The organism is Streptomyces niveiscabiei (genome assembly GCF_033794345.1).
Taxonomy (GTDB): domain Bacteria; phylum Actinomycetota; class Actinomycetes; order Streptomycetales; family Streptomycetaceae; genus Streptomyces; species Streptomyces niveiscabiei.
This window is the reverse complement of record NZ_JARAYJ010000007.1, coordinates 268,368-290,159: the sequence shown is the minus strand read 5'-3', so window position 1 is coordinate 290,159 and position 21,792 is coordinate 268,368. Positions and strand designations below refer to the sequence as shown.

16 protein-coding genes are annotated in these 21,792 nt (G+C 73.5%); 8 read left to right on the top strand and 8 right to left on the bottom strand.

Translation table 11 applies throughout. The features are described 5' to 3' along the window. Positions 1-2: 2 nt before the first annotated feature. Entirely contained in the window at positions 3-479 is a 477-nt protein-coding gene (locus tag PV682_RS12855; RefSeq protein WP_319728785.1) for a GNAT family N-acetyltransferase, read from the bottom strand. A gap of 2 nt (positions 480-481) precedes the next feature. Further along, on the bottom strand, positions 482-1,300 hold the full coding sequence (locus PV682_RS12850) for an acyl-ACP desaturase (RefSeq protein WP_319728783.1): 819 nt from the start codon (positions 1,298-1,300) through the stop codon (positions 482-484). A 277-nt stretch (positions 1,301-1,577) separates the two neighbouring features. Here PV682_RS12850 and PV682_RS12845 point away from each other — a divergent pair, with 277 nt between their 5' ends. Then, complete coding sequence (locus PV682_RS12845) at positions 1,578-2,969, top strand: aminotransferase class V-fold PLP-dependent enzyme (protein ID WP_319728781.1); 1,392 nt, start codon at positions 1,578-1,580, stop codon at positions 2,967-2,969. 13 nt (positions 2,970-2,982) lie between these two features. On the opposite strand, the gene PV682_RS12840 is transcribed toward PV682_RS12845, so the two are convergent. Beyond that, on the bottom strand, positions 2,983-4,911 hold the full coding sequence (locus tag PV682_RS12840) for an ABC transporter ATP-binding protein (protein ID WP_319728938.1): 1,929 nt from the start codon (positions 4,909-4,911) through the stop codon (positions 2,983-2,985). 18 nt (positions 4,912-4,929) lie between these two features. On the opposite strand from PV682_RS12840, the gene PV682_RS12835 reads away from it, so the two are divergent. Together PV682_RS12835 and PV682_RS12830 are read left to right on the top strand one after the other, a co-directional pair. After that, positions 4,930-5,175 (top strand): hypothetical protein, encoded by a 246-nt coding sequence (locus PV682_RS12835; protein ID WP_319728779.1) that lies wholly within the window; start codon positions 4,930-4,932, stop codon positions 5,173-5,175. Then, entirely contained in the window at positions 5,172-6,146 is a 975-nt protein-coding gene (locus PV682_RS12830; protein ID WP_319728778.1) for a lysylphosphatidylglycerol synthase transmembrane domain-containing protein, read from the top strand. Before PV682_RS12835 ends, PV682_RS12830 begins: the two co-directional genes overlap by 4 nt. Positions 6,147-6,185: 39 nt before the next feature. Here PV682_RS12830 and PV682_RS12825 read toward each other — a convergent pair whose 3' ends face one another. Continuing rightward, complete coding sequence (locus tag PV682_RS12825; RefSeq protein WP_319728776.1) at positions 6,186-6,539, bottom strand: hypothetical protein; 354 nt, start codon at positions 6,537-6,539, stop codon at positions 6,186-6,188. Beyond that, complete coding sequence (locus PV682_RS12820; protein WP_319728774.1) at positions 6,529-10,287, bottom strand: hypothetical protein; 3,759 nt, start codon at positions 10,285-10,287, stop codon at positions 6,529-6,531. The genes PV682_RS12825 and PV682_RS12820 overlap by 11 nt, the downstream gene beginning before the upstream one ends. A 325-nt stretch (positions 10,288-10,612) precedes the next feature. Between PV682_RS12820 and PV682_RS12815 the strand changes: the two genes are divergently transcribed. The 4 genes from PV682_RS12815 to PV682_RS12800 all read left to right on the top strand — a co-directional run bounded on the left by PV682_RS12815 (position 10,613) and on the right by PV682_RS12800 (position 16,284). Then, positions 10,613-11,680 carry a mechanosensitive ion channel family protein gene (locus PV682_RS12815; RefSeq protein ID WP_407705657.1) on the top strand — a complete coding sequence of 356 codons (1,068 nt, stop codon included), beginning with the start codon at positions 10,613-10,615 and terminating at the stop codon, positions 11,678-11,680. A 90-nt stretch (positions 11,681-11,770) separates the two neighbouring features. Next, complete coding sequence (locus PV682_RS12810; RefSeq protein ID WP_319728771.1) at positions 11,771-13,987, top strand: NADP-dependent isocitrate dehydrogenase; 2,217 nt, start codon at positions 11,771-11,773, stop codon at positions 13,985-13,987. Between the two features lie 196 nt (positions 13,988-14,183). Further along, entirely contained in the window at positions 14,184-15,020 is an 837-nt protein-coding gene (locus PV682_RS12805) for an N-formylglutamate amidohydrolase (protein ID WP_407705656.1), read from the top strand. A 49-nt stretch (positions 15,021-15,069) separates the two neighbouring features. Beyond that, the gene (locus PV682_RS12800) at positions 15,070-16,284 is read left to right on the top strand and encodes a cytochrome P450 (protein WP_319728767.1); all 1,215 of its coding nucleotides are present in this window, start codon (positions 15,070-15,072) and stop codon (positions 16,282-16,284) included. Positions 16,285-16,286: 2 nt separating this feature from the next. Here the strand turns inward: PV682_RS12800 and PV682_RS12795 are convergent, their stop codons facing one another. From PV682_RS12795 to PV682_RS12785, 3 genes are read right to left on the bottom strand one after another with little or no spacing between them, the layout of a single operon-like run. After that, positions 16,287-16,757, bottom strand: a complete 471-nt coding sequence (locus PV682_RS12795) for a hypothetical protein (protein ID WP_319728932.1) — start codon at positions 16,755-16,757, stop codon at positions 16,287-16,289. Positions 16,758-16,792: 35 nt separating this feature from the next. Beyond that, on the bottom strand, positions 16,793-17,392 hold the full coding sequence (locus PV682_RS12790) for an RNA polymerase sigma factor (protein WP_193555140.1): 600 nt from the start codon (positions 17,390-17,392) through the stop codon (positions 16,793-16,795). Between the two features lie 35 nt (positions 17,393-17,427). Further along, positions 17,428-18,855, bottom strand: a complete 1,428-nt coding sequence (locus PV682_RS12785) for a S8/S53 family peptidase (protein WP_319728763.1) — start codon at positions 18,853-18,855, stop codon at positions 17,428-17,430. Positions 18,856-19,098: 243 nt separating this feature from the next. On the opposite strand from PV682_RS12785, the gene PV682_RS12780 reads away from it, so the two are divergent. Then, positions 19,099-21,702, top strand: a complete 2,604-nt coding sequence (locus tag PV682_RS12780) for a CHAT domain-containing protein (RefSeq protein WP_319728761.1) — start codon at positions 19,099-19,101, stop codon at positions 21,700-21,702. Positions 21,703-21,792 lie beyond the last annotated feature (90 nt).

Here is a 21,792-nt window from a genome sequence, read left to right as displayed (position 1 = left end):
GGTCAGGAGAGGACCGCTTCGAGGACGTCGGAGTCGGAGAGGAGACGGACGTCGGGGCCGTGGCCGCCGGCGGTGCGGGCGAGGCCCTGGACCATGCGGCGGGCGCGGATGTTGTCGGTGGCGACGTAGGCGACGATCGTGCGGACGCGCATGAAGTGGGCGAGCCCGTACAGGCGCCGGGAGAGGACGCCGCCGAGCCCGTGGGACTGCCAGGTGTCCTCGACGAGGACGGCCAGCTCGGCGACGTCCGGGTGGCGTTCGTAGAGGAGGTGCCCCACCGCGACGACCCGGTCGGGCAGCCCGAAGGGCGTCGCGAGGAGGGTGCACCCGGCGAGGGGCCCGCTCATCCGCTTCCACGCGTCGCGCGTGAGCTGCGGCATCCCGGTGTGGTAGCGCCGCGCGCGGGTGGCGACGGAGCAGCGGGCGTGCAGCGCGCGGACGGCGTCGTAGTCGTCCGCGTACCCGGTGCGGACGGTCACGGTCACTGCGGGCCGCCGACCGCGAGGGGCGAGCCGGCGGGGGTGGTCAGCAGGGCGTCGACGGCGTCGAGATGCCGTAGCGCGTCGGCGTCCAGCCCCGGTGTCCCGGGCAGGCGCCAGTGGTCGAGGAGCGGCCGGACGACCCGGTCGAGGTGCACGTCGAGGCCGTACCCGTCGGACAGGTCGGGCGCGAGCAGTTCGGCGCAGATCGCGGCGACCGTGCGGGAGGGGGCGATCACGAGGGCGTCGTCGAGGAGAGAACGGTGGAAGCGCGCGTGGAGTTCCTTGTCCTCGGCGATCCTCGCGAGCAGGGTGCCGCAGCAGTCGGGTACGTCGGTGACGGTCCGGTAGCGGACGGCGGCGGCCTCCTCCTGGACGGCGGCCCGGGCGAGGGTGCGGGCGAGGTCGCGCACCGGCTCCCCGCGCACCGCGCACAGCGTCCGCAGCCGCGCCCGCTCCAGTTCGGCGGGGTCGGCGGCGCGGGTGGCGAGGAGGTAGTCGCGCAGGGCGGTGGCGTGGCGCTGCTGCTCGGCTGTCCAGCGGTGCAGCCAGCGCGCCCAGGCGCCGCGCCGGCCGTAGACGGCGGCGAGGGCGGCGTGCCGGCGGGGGAGGTCCTCCTCCGTGGCGAGGAGATCGGTGAGGGCGGCGCGGGCGGGTCCGGGCAGCCGGGACTGTCCGGGGTGCCAGGGGGAGGTGTCGAAGTCCCAGGCGAGGGACCAGGGCACGAGGTCGTGCGGCATCCAGTCCCGGGCGGCCGTCAGGTGGTCGTCGAGAAGGCGGGCGACGCGGGGTTCGAGTTCCGCGCGCAGATCGATCGGCATGGCGATGTCCCGGTTCGCATTACGGAAGGGGTGGTTTTTGTCCGTATCGAGGGAGCGCGGCCCATAATGGTCCATATCGTTCCCGCGTCGCAGGTTGCCATGAGCAGGAGGCCGTCGAGGTCACGTTTCCGCTGGACGGAGTGTTCCCCGGCCCATGTTTCACCCGGAAGGGGCGAAATACGGACCATGCGTTCTTGCGTCACGTCGGATGATTTCCCGCGGGTTTTATCTGCTCGTTTCCGGACGGATTTCCGGGAACGGGTGAGGAGGTTCCGAGATGCCGACCACATCCCTTACGGACCACGCGTGCCACGTCGACGCCCTGCGCGAGGAGGAGTTCCCCGGCCTGGACGCGTCGGGCCACGCCTATCTGGACTACACGGGCGCGGCCCTCGCCCCGCTCTCCCTGGTCCGGGCCAGTGCGGCCCGGCTCGCCTCGGGCGTGTACGGCAATCCGCACACGGCGAGCCCCGCCTCGCTCGCCTCGACCCGGCTGGTGGAGGAGGCCCGCCGGGCGGCGCTGTCGTTCTGCCGGGCGTCACTGGAGGAGTACACGGCCGTCTTCACACCGAACGCGACGGCGGCCCTGCGGCTGGTCGCCGAGGCGTACCCGTTCGGCCCCGACGCGCCGCTCGCGTTCCTCGGGGACGACCACAACTCGGTGCTGGGGATGCGCCGGTACGCCGCACGCGCGGGCGCGCCGGTGCGGGTCGTGCCTCTGGGGCCCGGGCTGCGTACGGAGACCGAGGCGGTGACGGCGTGTCTGGACGCGGGCGGGCGGGGGCTGTTCGCGTTCCCGGCGCAGTCGAACGCGACGGGCGTACGGCACCCGCTGGAGTGGGCCGGTGAGGCGCGGCGCCGGGGGTGGCGGGTGGTCCTCGACGCCGCCGCGTACCTGCCGACCGGGCCGCTCGACCTGACGGCCGTCCCCGCCGACTTCGTCGCGCTGTCCTGGTACAAGATCACCGGTTTCCCGACCGGCGTGGGCTGTCTGATCGCCCGCCGCGACGCCCTCGCGGGCCTCGACCGGCCCTGGTTCGCGGGCGGTACCGTCCGCGCCTCCTCCTCCCACACCGACTGGCACCTTCCCGCGCCCGCCCCGGAGGGCTTCGAGGACGGCACGCTCCCCTTCCTCGCGCTGCCCGACGTGACGGCGGCGGTCGCCTGGCACCGGGCGATCGGGTACGACGCCGTCCACCACCACGTCACCCGGCTCACCGTCCGGCTCCTGGACGGGCTGACGGCCCTGCGCCACCCCGGCGGGGAACCGGCGGTCCGCGTCCTCGGCCCCCTCTCCGCGCGGGACCGGGGCCCCACGGTCACCTTCAACCTCCTGCGCCCCGACGGCTCCCCCGTCGACGAACGCGTCCTCCAGCTCGCCGCCGCCGAGGCCCGGATCAGCCTGCGCACGGGCTGCTTCTGCAACCCCGGCGTCGCGGAGGAGGCCAACGGGATGACGCCGGAGGTGGTGCGGGCGGCGCTGACGCGGGGGACTCCGTCGGACGTCGACGCGTATCTGCGGCAGCTCGCCGTCCAGGCGCAGGGGGCGGTGCGGGCGTCGATGGGGGTGGCGACGAACGCGCGGGACGTGGACCGGTTGCTGGAGGTGTGCGCGCAGGTCGTGGCGCGGGGGGCGGAGGGGGTGTTCGGGCCCCGGGTGGGCTGTTGAGGGGCGGCTTCCCCTACACCACCGCCTTCTTGGCCTCCTCGCAGGCGAAGCACTCGGCCGCCCCCGGCTGCTCCCCCTTCTCGTCCCGTCCCGCGAACTGGGTCCGGTACAGCTCCGCGTACCGTCCTCCGGCCGCCAACAGCCCTTCGTGCGTGCCCCGTTCGACGATGCGGCCGGCCTCCAGGACCAGGATGAGGTCGGCCGAGCGGACCGTGGAGAGGCGGTGGGCGATGACCAGGGCCGTGCGGTCGGCGAGGGCCTCCGTCAGGGCCTCCTGGACCGCCGCCTCGGACGTGTTGTCCAGGTGGGCCGTCGCCTCGTCGAGGATGACGACGCGCTGGCGGGCGAGGAGGAGGCGGGCGATGGTCATGCGCTGGCGTTCGCCGCCGGAGAGCCGGTAGCCGCGTTCGCCGACGACCGTGTCGAGCGCGTCGGGCAGTTCGCGGACGAGGGTGTCGAGACGGGCGCGGCGCAGGGCGTCCCACAGCTCGGCGTCGGTCGCGCCGGGCGCGGCGAGGAGCAGGTTCGCGCGGACCGTGTCGTGGAAGAGGTGGCCGTCCTGGGTGACCATGCCGACGGTCTCGCGCAGGGAGCGGGCGGTGACGTCGCGGACGTCGACGCCGCCGACGCGCACGGCACCGGAGTCGACGTCGTACAGGCGTGGCAGGAGCTGCGCGATGGTGGACTTCCCGGCGCCGGAGGAGCCGACGAGGGCGACGGTCTGGCCGGGTTCCGCGCGGAACGTCAGCCCGTGCAGGACCTCCGTGCCGCCGCGCGTGTCGAGGGCCGCGACCTCCTCCAGGGAGGCGAGGGAGACCCGGTCGGCGGCGGGGTAGCCGAAGCGGACGTCGTCGAACTCCACGGAGACCGGGCCCGAGGGGAGTTCACCGGCGCCGGGCTTCTCGGCGATCAGCGGCTTCAGGTCCAGGATCTCGAAGACGCGCTCGAAGCTCACCAGCGCGCTCATCACCTCGACACGCGCCCCCGCGAGGGACGTGAGCGGCGCGTACAGCCGGGTGAGGAGCAGCGCGAGGGAGACGACGGCGCCCGGCTCCAGGGTGCCGCCGAGGGCGAGCCGCCCGCCGAGGCCGTACACGAGCGCGAGGGCCAGCGCGGAGACCAGGGTCAGGGCGGTGATGAAGACGGACTGGGCGGTCGCCGTACGGACGCCGATGTCGCGGACGCGGGACGCGCGTTCGGCGAACTGGGCGGACTCCTCCTCGGGGCGGCCGAAGAGCTTGACGAGGGTCGCGCCGGGGGCGGAGAACCGCTCGGTCATGCGGGTGCCCATCGCGGCGTTGAGGGTCGCGGCCTCGCGCTGCATGCCGGCCATCCGCGCGCCCATGCGCCGCGCCGGGATCACGAACACCGGCAGCAGGACCAGCGCGAGGAGCGTGACCTGCCAGGACAGGGTGAGCATCACGGCGAGCGTGAGCAGGAGGGTGACGATATTGCTGACGACGCCGGAGAGGGTGTTGCTGAAGGCGCGCTGGGCGCCGATCACGTCGTTGTTGAGCCGGGAGACCAGCGCTCCCGTACGGGTGCGGGTGAAGAACGCGACCGGCATGCGCTGCACATGATCGAACACGGCCGTGCGCAGATCCAGGATGAGCCCCTCCCCGAGCGTCGCCGAGAGCCGCCGGCCCAGGATGCCGAGAGCCGCTTCGAGGATCGCGATCCCGGCGATGAACAGCGCGAGGCGGACGACGGTGGCGGATTCGCCGTGCGACACGATCGTGTCGACGACCCGCCCGGCGAGCACGGGTCCGGCGACCGCGAGGAGCGCGGTCACCATCCCGAGCGCGACGAAGAGCGCGATCCTCTTGCGGTGCGGGCGGGCGAACGCGCCGATGCGGCGCAAGGTGGTCCGGTCGAAGGGTCTGCCGTCCCCGGTGCGGGCGGACATGGCGCTCTGCAACTGCGCCCAGGCGGTGGTCTCCATGCTCATGGGGACGACCGTATGACCTCGACCAATCTTGAGGTCAAGGGCGCCGAAGCCGAGGGCGCCGAAGCCGAGGGCGCCGAAGCCGAGGGCGCCGAAGCCGAGGGCGCCGAAGCCGAGGGCGCCGAAGCCGAGGGCGCCGAGGGCAAGGGCGCCGAAGCCGAAGGCGTGACGACGAGGGCGCGACGACGAGCGTTCGTCATGCGGTGTCCGCGCGTCCGCAACCCGCCGTTGTGTCCGCGTGGAGAACCTCTACCGACGTGACCGTCCCCATCGCACCCCGGCGCCTTCCCCCGCGCCTTCCCCTGCGTCCGCTCCTGCGCCCGCTCCTGTGTCTGGTCCCCGTCGTCCTCGTCGCCGTCGTCGTGGTCCGCCATCGCGGCGTCCTCGCCGAGGGCTTCGGGCACCTCCGCGACGCCGAGTGGCCCTGGCTGCTGGCCGCCGCCGGGGCGACCTGTCTGACCTGGGTCGCCGCCGCCGTCACCCGGCAGGGCGCGGTGTCCCAGCCGCTGCCCCGGCTCAGGCTGCTGGCCACCCAGTTCGCGGCCGGCGCCGCCAACCACCTGCTGCCGACCGGCCTCGGCGCCGGCGCGGTCAACCTGCGGTTCATGACCGTGTGCGGGGTGCCGCCGGCCCGCTCCTCGGCGGCCCTCGCGCTGTACCTCCTCGCGGAAGGCGTCGCCCGCGTCGGTCTGCTGGCCGCGCTGCTGCTCGCCTTCCCCGACGCACTGCGGCTGGGCGCCCTGCTCCCCGACACGGACCCCGGCCCGCTGGTGGCGGCCGTCGCCGGGGGCGCGGTCGTCGTCGCCGTCGCGCTGTCCTTCGTACGGCGGCTGCGCGCGCCCGTCGTCACGTTCCTGCGGGCCGCGCTCACCGAGGCGCGGTCCGTGCACACGTGTCCCGGGCGGGCGTTCGCGCTGTGGGGCGGGTCGCTGGCCTTCCCGCTGCTCCAGGCTGCCGGGCTCGTCGCCGTGGGGCGGGCGTTGGAGCTGCCGGTACCGGCCCCGCACATGGCGCTCGCCTATCTCGCGGCGACCGTCGCGGTGGCCCTCGTGCCGACGCCGGGCGGGATCGGGTCGGTGGAGGCGGCGCTGGTGATCGCACTGGTGGCGGCGGGCGGGCCACTGGCACTGACGACGGCCGTCGTGCTGACGTACCGGGTGATCACGGTGTGGGTGCCGTTGGTGCCGGGGGCTGTGACGTTGGGGGCGCTGGTGCGGTTCAAGGTGATATGAGAGGCGCCCGCCCCCGGGGTGGGGGCGGGCGCCGGGTTATTAGTCCGGCTCGATGCGGGGCAGGGTGTCGTCGAGGGTGCCGTACTCCTCGTACAGGTCCTCGATGGCCAGGACCATGCCCTCCAGGCCCGGTTCGCGGACGATGACGAGGCCCTTCGCCCAGAAGTAACCGCCGTTCAGGGACTCGCCCGTCTCGCGCCAGCGGTCCATGATCTCCTGAAGCTTGCTCATCGAGAAGATCGCGGCCCACCACTGTTCGCCGTCGGGGCCGGTGATGAGGACGTCGCCGTCGTCGAGCGTCTCCGGCTCGCCGTCCTCCGTGCCCACCGTGAACCTGAAGGTGAGCTTCGGTCTGCGGACCGTCCAGAACGGCTCGTCGACCTCAACGTCCATAGATCTCCTCCAGCCGAGCGATGACCTTGTTCTCCTGCTTCTTGTCGGACTTGCCGACGATCTCGATGGTGTCCCCCAGTTTCCGGTAGAAGAGCCGCGCGCCGTCCTTGGTACGGGCGTAGCTGATGCCGTTGGAGAGTGCGCCATTGCCGAGGCCTGGGTTCAGATTGCCCTCCATGAGCTTGCGGAAGAGAGCGTTCAGGTCGGCCTGAACCCTTTCGTTCCTGGTCGACAGCTCGGCCAGATCGGTGAGCCGCTTGTCCTTCCCGATGGCCGACTTCATGCAGTACTTCGCGGGAGCCGCGGCGGCCCTCGCCGTGAACCCCAGGGGTACGTCGGCGAGGCCCAGCAGGCAGGCCGCCGGCGCCTGCCCCTTGCGCAGCGTCTCCAGCAGCTTCCGCAGCCGCTCCAGCGTGTGCTTCGCCTGGAGCGAGTCGTCGAGGAACTTCCCGACACCGCTGCTGACCTTGACGATCGCCTTGCCGAGCGCCGGGAGCTTGCCGACGGCGAAGACCAGTCCTGCGGCGTTGACGAGGGTCCACAGGCAGCTCTCGACGTCGCCGGAGCCCAGGCAGCGCCTGAGGTCCTTCTCACCGATGAACTCCAGGAGGATGTCCGCGCCGTTCTGCTTGACCCAGTCGATGACGTCCATCGAGGCGAGGGCCTTCGCGGCGCGGTAGTCGTCCACGCAGGACTGCCCGCACTCCTTGAGCAGCAGTGCCTCGTCACTCGCGTTCAGGCCGGGCCCGGTGTCGGGACCGCCGGTCGCGGTGGAGGCGCGGTCCGCCTGGATCCGCTTGCGGTACTCCTCCTCGGCCGCGTCGGCGGCGGCGTCGGCGTCCTTGGCGGAGCCCTGTGCGTCCTTGGCGGCGGCCTCGGCGCCGGTGGCGTCGCTCTCGGCCTCGGTCGCGGTGGCCCGCGCGCTCGCCGCGTCGCTCTCGGCGGCAGCGGCGGCTTCCCGCGCCCCGGCCGCGTTCTGCTCGGCCTCGGTGGCCTCGCTGTCGGCGGCGTTGGCCTCGGAGCGCGCGACGTACGCGGCGGACTGGGCGGCGGAGGCGTCGGAACCGGCCTGGGCGTCGTACGCCTGGGCGTTCGCGTCGGCCTTCTTCGCGGCCTCGGCGGACTTCGCGGCGGCTGCGGCGGAGGCCCGTGCGGCGGTGACGGCCGCTGCGGCGCGGGCCGCGTCGGCTGCCGCCGCTGCCGCTGCCTTGGCTGCCGCCTTGGCGTCGGCGGCGGCCTTGTCGGCGAGGGCCTTCGCGGTGGCGGCGGCCTTCGCGGCGTCGTCGGACTTGGCCTTCGCGGCGGCGGCCTGCTGCTGGGAGAGCGTGAGCGCGGTCTGGCCGACCAAGACGGCGTACGCGGCCGAGGAGTCGGTCTCCTTGTACCCGGTGCCGATGTTGATCGCCTCGTTGGCCGGCTTGATCACCTCGGCCGCCGAGTCGCGGGCGGCGGTAGCGTGTTCGGCAGCGGCGTACGCGTACCCGGCGGTGACGGCCGCCCAGGACGCCGTCTTGTCGGCCTCGGAGCGGGCGGCGGTCGCCTCGGTGCGCGCCTTGACGGCGGCTGCGGCGGCCTTCTTGGCCTCCGCCTCCGCGTTCTCGGCGTTCTGCTGCGCGGCCTTGGACGCCTCGATCGCCGTGGCGGCTGCGGCGTGCGCGGTGACCGCTGCCGCGTGGGTGGTCCGGGCTGCGGCCTGCGCGGTCGCGGCGGCGGACTCCGCCCGGTAGGCGGCGGCGTCGGCCCGGACGGACGCGGCGCGCGCGGCGACGGCAGCCGTGGTAGCCGTCGTGGCCTCCTGCTGGGCGCTCGCGGCGGCGGAGGTCGCCGTGTTCGCGGCGGCCCGCGCCTCGGTGGCGGCGGCCCGCGTCTCCTGCGCGGCGGCCGTCCCCTCGGCGGCGGCTGCCGCTGCTTCGAGCGCGGCGGCCCGGGACAGCGCGGCCTGCTTGTCGCGCTGGGCGTCCTTGGCGCGGTTCTTCGCCTCGTAGGCACGCTGCTGGGCCTCGATCGCGGTCGCGTACCCGGCCTCGGCGGTGGCGCCCGAGGCATCGGCTGCGGAGCGGGCCGTGGCAGCGGTCGCCGCGTCCTGCCGGGCGCGCGCCTCGACTGCCTGCGCCTTACCGCGCTCGCGGGTCGCGTTGGCGTGCTCGGCGGCGGCGGTCGCGGCTGCGGCCTCGGCCGTGGCGCGGGCCGCCTTCGCGGTCGCCGCGCCCGACTGCGCGGTCTTCTCGGCGGCCTCGGCGGTGGCCTGCGCGGCCTTGGCCTTGGCCGCGTTCGCTGCCGCCTCCTTGGCCTGCGCGTCGGCCGCGTCGGCGGCGGCCTTCGCCTGGGCGGCGGCCTCCTCGGCGGCGGCCCGCCGGAACTCGGTGTTGATGGCGTGCGCCTGCGTCTGCGACAGCGCGAGCTGCGCCTTGCTGTTCGCGACGGTCGCCTTCGCGGCGTTCAGCGCGGTCAGCGTGGCTTTCGCGGCGGCCTGGGTAGCGGCGTACGACGCCTTGACGACCTGCGCGGACTGCTGAGCGTAGAGCAGGCCCCGGCCGCGCGGTGTCTTCGCGGTGTCGGCTATGGCGTACGCGGTGGCCTGCGCGGCGGACGCCTTGTCGGCGGCGGCTTTGGCGGCCGTGACGGCGGCGTTGGCCAGCGTGACCTGTGCGGCGGCCTTGTCGCGGGCCTTGGTGAGGTCGGTGCCGGCCTGCGTGAACAGGGCCTTGGTGGGACGTCCCACGGCGTTCGCGGGCTGCCCGGCCCAGTACTTCTGCCAGGTGAGGATCTGGTCAGCGAGCCATGCCTGGCCGATCGACTCGATCATCGCGTCGGTGGCCTTCTGCGCCTGCGCGGCGGCCGTCACCTCGGCGGCCATGATGTCGGCGCGGGGCTTGGCCTGAGCGGCATACTCCGCTTCCCACTCGGCGTACGCGCTCGCCGTCACCGGCGCGAGGACGCGGCGCGGGTCCTGGGGGTTCCAACTGTCGCAGGCTGCCCAGGAGACCTTGAGGGTCTCGACCTCGGTGCGGTACTCGGCCGAGCCGTCGGCCGGCGCCTGTGCCGGGAAGCCGCCCTGGCGCAGATAGCGGGCGATGTCACTGGAGGTGATCGAGTTGAAGGGGCCCGTGACGTTTCCCGGGTACAGCGTGAAGTCGGCGAGCTGGTCGTCCCCCGCCGGGCTCTTCCCCTTCAGCGAGGCAGCGAGCTTGCGGGCCGCGTCCAGCGATGCGGCGCTCGGCGCGCTGCGGCCGTCCTGGCCGAAGGTGTCGTAGAGCGCTTCCTGGGTGTCGAGCGTGAAGGCACGGATTGCCGCGTCGAACTCCGGTGCGTGCAGCGACATTCCGGTGCTGCCGAGGGCGTTGGTGGCATACGGGTGGTTGGCCGCCTCCCACCGTTTCTTGCGGTCGGCGGACGCCTGCACGGAGGCTGTGGCGGTCGCGCGGTCGGCGCGCAGGGCGTCGTCCAGCGGACTCGGGTAGATATTCCCCTTGCGGAACAGAGCGGCGGCCAGGTCCGCGTCGGTCCCGTTCAGCGCCTTCACCGCGGCGGCCTTCACGGCGGCGCCGCCGATGTGGAGGGCGTGGCCGACCTGGCAGCGGTCGGCACGCGGGCCCTGGCCGAAGGTGGTCCGCTGCCCGGTGCCGTTGTCCGGCAGCGGGTCGGCAGCCTGCGCGGGCAAGGCGTACACGAGGCCGGTCAGCAGAGATGCCGATGTGGTCAGCGCGATGCCCGCAACTGTCCGTCTTAATCGTCGTCGTCCGGTCACTTCGTCCCCTCTCGTTCCCTACCGAAGCCACGGGAGGGAGCGGAGCGGCGAAGCGGCATGACAGCAGCACGCGACGCGTGAAAAATCTCATCTCGCGGACCGGCTCCCGCACGCTGGTCAGGCGCGGGTCGCCGATGTCTTCCCCCCGTTGGACTCGGCGATCCTGACACATCGAAAGGGCGTGCGAAAGGTCTTTCCCGGATACGGCAGGATGGATGATCACGCCCCTCTCGCGGGCGGATCGGCACTCCCGGATTCGAGCAGGTGACCAGGTGACGACATTTCACATCCGGCCTCTTATGGGCGAGTTGGCGGGAGGTGGCCCGTGCTGACCCGTGAACTCGCCGTCCATGACGCGGTGTTGGCCGGCATAGCGGTCGGGTCCGGGCTGCTGGTGGCGTTCGTGTCGCGGTCGCTGCTGCTGTGGCTCGGCAAGCACGCCAAGCGCACGAAGTGGGGCGGCGACGATGTGATGGTCGCCGCGCTGCGGGGCGTGCTGCCGTGGGCGGCGGTCGCCGGGGGCGTCGCCTCGGGGGCGGCCGTGCTGCCGCTGGCCAAGGTGTGGCACCGGACGGCCAACCAGGCGTTCACCGTCGTCCTGATCTTCGTGGTGACCGTGTCGGTGGCGCGGGTCGTCGCCGGGTTCATGCAGACGATCACCCAGTCGCGGCCCGGGGTCGCCGGGTCCGCGACGATCTTCGTGAACATCACGCGGGTGCTGATCCTGGCGATCGGGTTCCTCGTGATGCTCCAGTCGCTCGGCATCTCCATAGCGCCGATGCTGACCGCCCTCGGCGTCGGCGGTCTCGCCGTCGCGCTGGCTCTCCAGGACACCCTCGCGAACCTCTTCGCGGGCATCCACATCCTCGCCTCGAAGACCGTCCAGCCCGGCGACTACATCAAGCTGAGCAGCGGCGAGGAGGGGTACGTCGAGGACATCAACTGGCGCCAGACGACCGTGCGCGCCCTGTCCAACAACCTCATCGTGATCCCCAACGGGCAGCTCGCCAAGGCCAACATGACCAATTTCATGCGGCCCGAGCAGCAGCTGACGATCCTCGTACAGGTGGGGGTCGCGTACGACAGCGACCTCGACCAGGTCGAGAAGGTCACCATGGACGTCATCGCCGAGGTGATGACGGAGACCGCCGGTGCGGTGCCGGACCACGAGCCCGCGGTGCGCTTCCACACGTTCGGGGACAACCGCATCGGGTTCACCGTGATCCTGGGGGTCGGGGAGTTCAGCGACCAGTACCGGATCAAGCACGAGTTCATCAAGCGGCTGCACAAGCGCTACCGGGCGGAGGGGATCAGGATTCCGGCGCCGGCGCGGAACGTGTCGTTGCAGCAGGGGTCGCTGGTGATACCGCAGCAGCGGGAGGCGGCGTCGTGAGCCGGGACCGTACGGACCCCTGTCGAGGCCGCTCGCGTCACGAGATATCTTGATGTCGAGCAATGTTGCAGACGTGGAGCGGAGCACCCGGTGACTGACTCGACCATCATCTACACCCACACTGACGAGGCCCCGGCCCTGGCGACGTATTCGTTCCTGCCGGTGGTCGAGGCGTACGCCGGCCAGGCGGGCGTCTCCGTGGAGACCCGGGACATCTCGCTGGCCGGGCGCATCATCGCGGTGTTTCCCGAGTACCTGAGCGAGGACCAGCGGATCCCGGACGCCCTCGCCGAGCTGGGCGAGCTGGCCAAGACGCCGGCCGCGAACATCATCAAGCTGCCGAACATCTCGGCGTCCATCCCGCAGCTGAAGGCCGCGGTCGCCGAGCTTCAGAGCCAGGGCTACGCGCTGCCGGACTACCCGGACGACCCGAAGACCGACGAGGAGCGGGAGATCCAGGCCCGCTACGACAAGGTCAAGGGCTCCGCCGTGAACCCGGTCCTGCGCGAGGGCAACTCCGACCGCCGCGCCCCCGCGTCGGTCAAGAACTACGCGAAGACCCACCCGCACCGCATGGGCGCCTGGACCTCCGAGTCCAGGACCAACGTGGCGACCATGGGTGAGAACGACTTCCGCTCCACCGAGAAGGCGGTCGTGATCTCCGAGGCGGGCGCGCTGCGCATCGAGCTGGCCGCCGCCGACGGCACGACGACCGTGCTGCGCGAGTCGGTACCCGTCCTGGCCGGTGAGGTCGTCGACGCGTCGGTGCTGCGCGTGGCCGCGCTGCGGGAGTTCCTCACCGCGCAGATCGCCCGCGCCAAGGCCGAGGGCGTGCTGTTCTCCGTGCACCTCAAGGCGACGATGATGAAGGTCTCGGACCCGATCATCTTCGGCCACGTGGTCCGCGCGTTCTTCCCGAAGACGTTCGCCGCGTACGGCGAGGCGCTGGCCGCCGCCGGCCTCACCCCGAACGACGGTCTGGGCGGCATCCTCAAGGGCCTCGACGCGCTCCCGAACGGCGCCGAGATCAAGGCGTCCTTCGACGCCGAGCTCGCCGAGGGCCCCGCGCTCGCGATGGTCGACTCCGACAAGGGCATCACCAACCTGCACGTGCCGTCCGACGTCATCGTCGACGCCTCGATGCCGGCCATGATCCGCACCTCCGGCCACATGTGGGGCCCGGACGGCCAGGAGGCCGACACCATCGCCGTCCTGCCGGACTCCTCGTACGCGGGCGTCTACCAGGCCGTCATCGACGACTGCCGCGCCAACGGCGCCTACGACCCCTCCACCATGGGGTCCGTCCCGAACGTCGGCCTCATGGCGCAGAAGGCCGAGGAGTACGGCTCCCACGACAAGACCTTCGAGATCAAGGCCGCCGGCACGGTCCGCCTCGTCGACCAGGCCGGGAACGTCGTGCTGGAGCAGGAGGTCGCCGAGGGCGACATCTTCCGCGCCTGCCAGACCAAGGACGCGCCGATCCGCGACTGGGTGAAGCTCGCCGTCACGCGCGCGCGGGCCACCGGTGACCCGGCCGTGTTCTGGCTGGACGAGGGCCGCGGCCACGACGCCGTGATCATCGAGAAGGTCAAGGCGTACCTCCCCGAGCACGACACCGAGGGCCTGGACATCCGCATCCTCGCGCCGGTCGACGCCACCAAGCTGTCCATCGAGCGCATCCGCCGCGGCGAGAACACCATCTCCGTCACCGGCAACGTGCTGCGCGACTACCTGACCGACCTCTTCCCGATCCTGGAGCTGGGCACCAGCGCCAAGATGCTGTCGGTCGTCCCGCTGATGGCGGGCGGCGGCCTCTTCGAGACGGGCGCCGGCGGCTCCGCGCCCAAGCACGTGCAGCAGCTCGTCAAGGAGAACTACCTGCGCTGGGACTCCCTGGGCGAGTTCTTCGCGCTGGTGCCGTCCCTGGAGCAGTACGCCGAGGCCACGAACAACCCGAAGGCCAAGGTCCTCGCCGACACCCTCGACCGCGCCACGGCGACCTTCCTCAACGAGGACAAGTCCCCGACCCGGCGCGTCGGCGGCATCGACAACCGCGGCAGCCACTTCTACCTCTCCCTGTACTGGGCGCAGGAGCTGGCCGCGCAGACCGAGGACGCGGACCTCGCGAAGGCGTTCGCGCCGCTCGCCGAGTCCCTCGCGGCGAACGAGCAGACCATCGTCGACGAGCTGAACGCCGTCCAGGGCTCCGCCGCCGACATCGGCGGCTACTACCAGCCCGACCCGGCGAAGGCGGCGGCGGTCATGCGCCCGTCGGCGACCTGGAACACGGCCCTGGCCGCGCTCTGAACCTGCCGGTGAGCCGCCCCTGAGCGGCTGAGACACCGCTTTGCCCCGGCCGGGAGGTTTCCGGCCGGGGCAAAGCCATGTGCGGGGCAGGAGCGGCAGACCGCGCCGAAGAGGCCGTCGGCCGTCCCCGCGACGGCGGCTTGTCCCGGCTCCCCCCACGGCCCCTCCCCCTCGGTCGGTGTGACACCTTGATCCGATGGTGCACCACGCCACTGACAACGCCCCGGGAGCAGCCGTGACCAGCGCAGTACCGTCCTCCTTCGCGTATCTCCCCGGTGCGGACGGCTCCCCGGTGATCCTGCATGTGCCGCACGCCGCGCGGGAGATCCCGGCGCAGGTGCGGGAGGGGATCGTGCTGGGGGACGCCGCGCTGGAGCGGGAGTCGGATCACATCGTGGACGCGCACACCGACGAGATCGCCGGGCGGGCGGCCGAAGAGGCGGCCGTGCGGCCGTGGCGGTTCGTCAACCTGCTGTCGCGGCTGGTCGTGGATCCGGAGCGGTTCCCGGACGAGCGGGAGGAGATGCGCGCGGTGGGGATGGGCGCCGTGTACACCCGGACCACTCACGGCGGAGTGCTGCGGAACGACACCGTCGATCCGGAGCCTCTCGTCCGGCGCTACTTCCACCCGTACGCGCGCGCGATGACCGACGCCGTCGCCGGGCGGCTGGCGGCGACGGGGCGGGCGGTGGTGATCGACGTGCACTCGTACCCCAGCGAGCCGTTGCCGTACGAGTTGCACGGCGCCGGCGAGCGGCCCGCCGTCTGCCTCGGCACCGACGCCTTCCACACGCCCCCGGCGCTGCTCGCCGCCGCGCGGGACGCGTTCGCGGGGTTCGGGACGGGTCTCGACAGCCCGTTCAGCGGGACGTACGTACCCCTGGAGTACTACGGGGCGGACGCCCGGGTGACGGCGTTGATGATCGAGGTCCGCCGGGACGTCTACATGGCGGAGCCCGGCGGCGCGGCGGGTCCCGGTCTGGACGGGGTCGCGGCGGCGCTGGCCGCTCTCGTGGACGCCGTCTCACGCTGACGCAGCACTCCCGCGCGACACACCGCCCGCCCCCGGCGAGGGTGGACGCATGACCGAGGAGATGACGACACCGGCCCCGCCCGCCGTACGGGACTGGCCCACCCCCGACCTGGAGGGCACGGCGTTCGACCCGTTCCTCGCGGAGCTGATGCGGGAGGGCCCGCTGACCCGGATCCGGCTGCCGTTCGGCGAGGGCTGGGCGTGGCTGGCGACGCGGTACGACGATGTGCGCACGGTGACGAACGATCCCCGTTTCAGCCGCGCCGAGGTGACGAAGTGCCAGGTCACGCGGATGGCCCCGCATTTCGCGCCGCGCCCGGGCTCGCTGGCGTTCGCGGACCAGCCCGACCACAACCGGCTGCGCAGGGCGGTCGCGGGGGCGTTCACGGTGGGCGGCATGAAGCGGCTGCGCCCGACGGCCCAGGCGCTCCTGGACGGCCTGGTCGACGGCGTCGTGCGGGACGGGCCGCCCGCCGATCTGGTCGCGCGGGTGCTGGAGCCGTTCCCGCTGGCGGTGGTCAGCGAGGTCATGGGGGTCCCCGAGGCGGACCGCGAGCGGGTGCACGCGTGGACGCGGGAGATCATCTCGACGTCGGGCGGCGCGGCGGGCGCGGGGCGGGCGAAGGAGGGGCTGTACGGCTGGATCACGCAGGCGATCCGCGCCCGCGCGCAGGAGCCCGGCGAGGACGTGTACGCGCTCCTCGGCGCGGCCGTCGCGCGCGGGGACGTGCGCGAGGAGGAGGCGGTCGGTCTGGCGGGCCCGCTTCAGATCGGCGGCGAGGCGGTGACGCACAACGTCGGCCAGATGCTGTACCTGCTGCTGACCCGCCCGGAGCTGCTGGTGCGGATGCGGGAACGCCCTGACGCGCGCGGTGCGTTGATCGACGAGCTGCTGCGCTACATCCCGCACCGCAGCAGTGTGGGCCTGGCGCGGATCGCCCTGGAGGACGTGGAGCTGGCGGGGCACGTGATCCGCGCGGGCGAGCCGGTGTACGTGTCGTACCTGGCCGCCAACCGCGATCCGGAGGTCTTCCCCGCGCCGGACGTCATCGATGTGGGCCGGGACCCGAACCCCCACCTGGCGTTCGGGAACGGCGCGCACCACTGCACCGGCATGGTCCTGGCGCGCCTCCAGATCGACCTCCTGCTGGAGACGCTGCTCAGGCGGTTGCCGGGGCTGCGTCTCGCGGTGCCCGCGGACCAGGTCGAGTGGCGCACGAAGACCATGATCCGGGGGCCGCGGACGCTGCCGGTCACCTGGTGACGCTAGGCGCGCAGCCATTCCGTGACGACGACGTTCTCTCCGGCCCGCACTCTGAGCGCGAACGGGCCGGAGAGCGGGTCCTCGCTGGTGAACCGGCCGAGTTCGTCGGCGTCGAGCGCGCGGCTGGTGCGCGAGCCGCCGAGGACCTCGATGTGGGCCGTCTGCGGGGGCATGAGCTGGCCGAACATGCCGTGCGCGGTGACCTCGACGTCGACCGTCAGGTCGCCGGTGTCGAAGGTCAGCATGCGCGGCGCGTCCGTCACTCCCCGTACGGGGATGCCGTGGGTCAGCGAGTCGAAGGTCAGCCCGGCGATCTTGGCGTCGAGGTCGATCAGGGCGTACGCCTCCAGGGCGGTGCGGTACACCTCCGGGGGCACCGGGTCGAGGATCGCGGCGGCCTGGCGCAGTTCCTCCTCCAGGCGGTCGTCCGCGAAGCCGTCCGCGGCCTCGTCGTCGTGGGGGGCCTCGTTCATCGGCTCGTCCATCCCGTCGTACACGTCGTCGTGGTTCACTGCGGCCCCCGGGCGTCCAGGCGGGCGCGCAGACGGCGCAGGCAGCGCTGGCGCATCGGGCCGATGCTGCCGACGGCGATGCCGAGCGAGTCCGCCACCTCCTGGTAGCTGGGCGGGGGCGAGGCGATGAGCACCCGCAGCAGTTCCCGGCAGCGTTCGCCGAGGGCCTCGAACTCCTGCCAGAGGCGGCGCACGCGTTCGCTCTGCGCGGCGGCCTCCTCGGAGTCGAGGACGGACTGCTCGGGGGTGCGGTCCTCGCTGACCCGGTCCAGGACCTGGGGGTCGTCGGTCGGGGTGAGGCGCCTGAGGCCCTTGATGACCTTCAGGCACTCGTTGCGCGCGGTGCGCGCCAGCCAGGCTCCCGATTTCTCGGGTTCCCGGATGCGGTGCAGGTGCTGGGCGTAGCGCAGCCACACGGTCTGTGCCACCTCGTGCCCGTCGGCCTCGGAGAGCCGGTGGGCGCGCACCACCGACCAGACCAGCGGGCTGAGCCCTTCCACCAGCGCTTTCCAGGCCGCCGCGTCACCGTCGATCGCGGCCTGGACGAGCGCGCCGACATCAGTACGGTCCACGGCCCCACCCCTCGTGTACGGCATGTCATCGTACGCCGTGACGGGGATGGCGACGGCCCTCATGAGTGGGCGACGAGCTGCCCGGCGTGGGCCGGGAGCCAGGTCGGCGGGCGCAGCGCCGTCACGTGCGCGCCGCGCACCTCGGCGAAGTCCGCGCAGGCGGTGAGCAGGCCGCGGGCCGCCGCGCGCGGGTCGCTCTCGCGGCTCGCGGTCATCCAGGCGGCGACGAGTCCGGCGACCAGGGGGGTGGCGAAGGAGGTGCCGCTCCAGGCGGCGTATCCCTCGAACATCACCTGATCGGGTTTCTCGTCGGGGTCGCTGAGGACGCCGGTGTGGCGGGGGGTGCAGCAGGTGCAGGCGTAGCCGAAGCCGTAGCGGCAGGTGTCGTAGGTGGAGTGCTGGTAGACGTACGGCACGGGGGCGTCGAAGCCGGTGAGGGCGCTGACGAGGCGCTCGCCGGGGGCGTAGACCTTCACCCAGGGGCCGTAGTTGGTGAAGCAGGCGCCGAACGCGCCGTCCGCGCGCAGGGCGCCGACGGACAGGACGGAGTCGGCGTGCTCGGGCAGGCCCGCGTAGGCGGCGGGCCAGAACGGCGTGGCCCTGCTGTCGTTGCCGGCGGCGGCCACGAGCAGGGTGCGCTGGGTCTGGAGGGCGGTCATGAACGCCTCGACGCCGAGGAGGCCGTCGGTGCGGCCGTTGACGCTGCCGGCGGAGAGGCTGAGGATGTCGGGCCAGCCGTCGGCGACGGCGTCGAAGAGGCGCTCGCCGAACTCGGACTCCAGGATGGCGCCGGCGTCGTTGAGGGTGCCGCGCACGGTGACGTCGGTGTTGGGGGCGACGGCGGTGAGCAGGCCCGCTATGAACGTGCCGTGCCCGGCGTACTGGCGCAGGACGCCCTGGTCGTCGGTCTCGCTGAGCTGGGCGTCGCCGGTGACGTGCCCGAGGCCGGGGCAGGCGCGGTAGTCGTGGGTGAGGCCGTTGTCGACGACCAGGACACGGACGGCGGTGTCGGGGTCGTGGACGGCGTCGGCGGGCGCGGGGTTGGTGCCCTCGGTGCGGGCGGCGGGCACCGGTTCGTCGCCCGGGCAGGCGTTGGTGGCGATGTGGACGACGTGGTTGCGGCTGATCAGGCGGCGGCCGGCGCGGCCCTCGCGGGCGCTGAGGGCGCGCAGCGCGTGGGCGACGGTCTGGTCGTCGCCGCCCGCGCGGACGCCCTGGCCGGGGTCGCCGACCTGGATGCGGGTGATGCCGGAGCGGTTGGTCTCGGGGCCCGCGCGGCGGACGTGGTCGGCGGTCAGGCTGGGCGCCTCGGTGAAGTGCGCGCGCACGGTGTCCTCGACGAGGCGCGCCTCCTCGCCGTCGCGCGCGAGGACGACGCCTTTCTCGTAGACGAACTCCCCGAGATCGTCGGGGCCCATGGCCAGCGGCACGCCCGGCATCGAGCGCTGTATGTGGTCGAACTGCTCCTGGAAACGCTGTGGCGCCATGGCTGTCCTCTTCCCCTGAGGCGATGGTCGTCAGTGAGAGCCGCGAGGGCGGCGGTTGATACAGGGGAAGCTACCGTTCCGCGTGAAGGATCGTTTCGCCGCAGGTGGGGGTCTGCCGGGGGCGCGCGACGCGGTGTGCGCCGGGGTGCGCGCGGCGCGTCCGGCGAGGGCCGGTGGCGGGGCGCTGTGCCGGAAGGGCACCAACCGGTGTGATGCGCTCCGCTGCCCGATACCATCCGTGGGGTGACAGCGGCACACGAACCGGTCCTCGAACTGCTGCCTCTGGTGTTCGCCGCCCCCCATGAGGCGTTGGCGCGGGCGGAGGAACTGCTCCGCGCCGATCCGCCGGCGCTGCACGGCTCGGTCGCCCATCAGGTGATCGGGATCTGGCAGCGGGACTGGGGCGATCTGGGTCTCGCGCTGAAGCATCTGCGCCGCGCGCGCGTGCTGGCGGCGCGCGCCGACTCCGCCGACCGGGAGGCGGACATCCTGGGCACCCTCGGGGTCGCCCTCGTGCACGCGGGCCGTACCCGGCAGGGCCTGGCCGCGTTCGAGCGGGGCGTGGAGCGCGGTACGGGACTCACGCGCGCGCGGGTGCTGTTCCGGCGGGCGTACTCGTGGGAGGTCCTCGGGCATCACCCTCAGGCGCTGGAGGACCTGCGGCGCGCGGTGCCGGTGCTGCGTCAGGTGGGCGACACCATCTGGACGGCGCGTGCGCTGAACCTGCGCGCGACGGTGCATCTGGCGCTGGGCGCGGTGGACCGGGCGGACGCGGACTACGCGGCGGCGCAGGCCCTGTGGGACACCACCGGGCAGGAGCACGACAAGGCGGACGCCGTCGAGAGCCAGGGCATCGCCGCGTTCCGCTCGGGCGACATCCCGCGCGCGCTGAGTCTGCTGGACGACGCGGAGGAGCGGTACGCGAAGCTCGGCACGCCGGGGATCATGCTGAACATCCGGCGCTGCGAGGTGCTGATGGCCGCCGGGCTCGCCCCGGAGGCGCTGGCCGAGGCGGACGCGGCGATCGCCGTCCTGGACGGCATCCGGGGGCAGTCCACGCGCAAGGCGGAACTCCTGCTGGCGGCGGCGAAGGCGGCGCGCCTCGCGGGCGACACGGGGACGGCCATCGCGCGCGCGGCGGTCGCCGTGCGGCTGTTCGCGGCGCAGCGGCGGTCCTGGTGGGAGACGCACGCCCAACTGGTGCTGATCGAGGCGAAGCTGACGGCCGGGCGGGCGTCGGGGCGGCTCGTCGCGGACGCCGCGAAGGTCGCCGGGCGGCTCGCGTCGTTCGGTGCGCCCGCGGCGCCGGAGGCATGGCTGCTGGCGGGCCGTATCGCGCTGGTCCTGGACTGGACGGCCGACGCCGAGCGGTATCTCGCGCTGGCGGCCCGCAGCCGGCACAGCGGGCCGCCGCTGGCCCGGGTGACGGGGTGGGCGGCGCAGGCCCTGCGGGCGCGCGCGGCGGGCTCGGGGCGGGGTGTCCTGGAGGCGTGCCGGCGCGGTCTCGACGTCCTGGACGACCACCGGATGACGCTCGGCGCCTCCGAGCTGCGCGCGCGGGCGACCGCGCAGGGCGCCGAACTCGCCGCGCTGGCGCAGCAGGTGAGCCTGGAGGGGGGCGGGCCGCGCCAGTTGCTGCTGTGGTCCGAGCGGTGGCGGGCGACGGTGCTGTCCGCGCCGCCCACCCGGCCGCCCGCCGACGCGACCCTCCTGAGCGGTCTGACGGCCTTCCGCGTCATCGCCGACCAGGCGGAGCAGGCCCGCATCTCCGGGCGCCCCCTGCCCGCCCTGGAGCGCGAGCAGCGGCGTCTGGAGCGGGAGATCCGGTCGAGGACGCTGCACATCCGGGGCGAGTCCCCCGGCGACGGCCACCGGTTCGACGTGGGGCGGCTGCTGGAGCGGCTCGGCGACGGGCGGCTCGTCGAACTCGCCGTGCTCGACGGGCGCGTGCAGGTGCTGCTCGTCGGGGGCGGGCGGGTGCGGCGGTTCGCGGGCGGGCGGCTCGCGGACGCGGAGCGGGAGGCCGAGCACGTCCAGGCGACGCTCCGGCGTCTCGCGCACCCGGGCGCGGAGGGGCGGCTGCCGCTCGTCGAGGAGATGGGGCGGCGGCTCCAGACCCTCCTCCTCGGTCCCGCCGCCGACCGGCTCGGCGACGGGCCGGTGGTCGTCGTGCCGCCCGCGCGCCTGCACCGGGTGCCGTGGGCCCTGCTGCCCGCGCTGCGCGAGCGCGTCCTCAGCGTGTCGCCGTCCGCGAGCAGTTGGCTGCGCGCGAAGGAGACGCCCGCGCCGGCGGGTGGCCGGCACGTCCTGGTGCGCGGCCCCGGGCTCGCGACGGGCGGCGCCGAGGTCCCCGAGGTCGCGGGCCGGTACGGCCGTCCCGTCGTCCTGGAGCACGACGAGGCGCGCGTCCCCCGGGTGCTCACGGAACTGGACGGTGCCGCGCTCGCCCACATCGCCGCGCACGGCACGTTCCGCGCGGACAGTCCCCTGTTCTCGTCGTTGCGCATGGCCGACGGGCCGCTGATCGTCCACGACTTCGAACGCCTCGACCGCAGCCCCCACCGCATCATCCTCTCCAGCTGCGACACCGCCCGTCTCGCCTCGGTCGGCGCGGACGAACTCCTGGGCCTGGTCACGGCGTTGCTCCCGCTCGGCACAGCGGGCGTCCTGGCGAGCAGCGCCCCGGTCAACGACGCGGCCGTGGTCCCCCTGATGCTGGCCCTCCACAAGAGCCTCGCGGACGGACGCACGCTCGCGGAGGCCCTGCGGGACGCGCGCGGGGCGGTGCCGGGGGATGCGCTGCACCAGGCGACGGGGTGGGCGTTCACGGCGTTCGGGGCGGCGTGAGGGTGACGCGGGGAGGGTGACGCGGGGAGGGTGAGCGGGCCGCCCCGCGCACGCCGGTCGAGGCTCGCCCACGCCGGTTGAGACGGCCAC

Bases quoted from the DNA above. Each gene is read 5' to 3' on its own strand.
- PV682_RS12850 (WP_319728783.1), bottom strand. From the start codon at position 1,300: ATGCCGATCGATCTGCGCGCGGAACTCGAACCCCGCGTCGCCCGCCTT.
- PV682_RS12845 (WP_319728781.1), top strand. From the start codon at position 1,578: ATGCCGACCACATCCCTTACGGACCACGCGTGCCACGTCGACGCCCTG.
- PV682_RS12840 (WP_319728938.1), bottom strand. From the start codon at position 4,911: ATGGAGACCACCGCCTGGGCGCAGTTGCAGAGCGCCATGTCCGCCCGC.
- PV682_RS12835 (WP_319728779.1), top strand. From the start codon at position 4,930: ATGACCTCGACCAATCTTGAGGTCAAGGGCGCCGAAGCCGAGGGCGCC.
- PV682_RS12825 (WP_319728776.1), bottom strand. From the start codon at position 6,539: ATGGACGTTGAGGTCGACGAGCCGTTCTGGACGGTCCGCAGACCGAAG.
- PV682_RS12805 (WP_407705656.1), top strand. From the start codon at position 14,184: ATGGTGCACCACGCCACTGACAACGCCCCGGGAGCAGCCGTGACCAGC.
- PV682_RS12800 (WP_319728767.1), top strand. From the start codon at position 15,070: ATGACCGAGGAGATGACGACACCGGCCCCGCCCGCCGTACGGGACTGG.
- PV682_RS12795 (WP_319728932.1), bottom strand. From the start codon at position 16,757: ATGAACGAGGCCCCCCACGACGACGAGGCCGCGGACGGCTTCGCGGAC.
- PV682_RS12790 (WP_193555140.1), bottom strand. From the start codon at position 17,392: ATGCCGTACACGAGGGGTGGGGCCGTGGACCGTACTGATGTCGGCGCG.
- PV682_RS12785 (WP_319728763.1), bottom strand. From the start codon at position 18,855: ATGGCGCCACAGCGTTTCCAGGAGCAGTTCGACCACATACAGCGCTCG.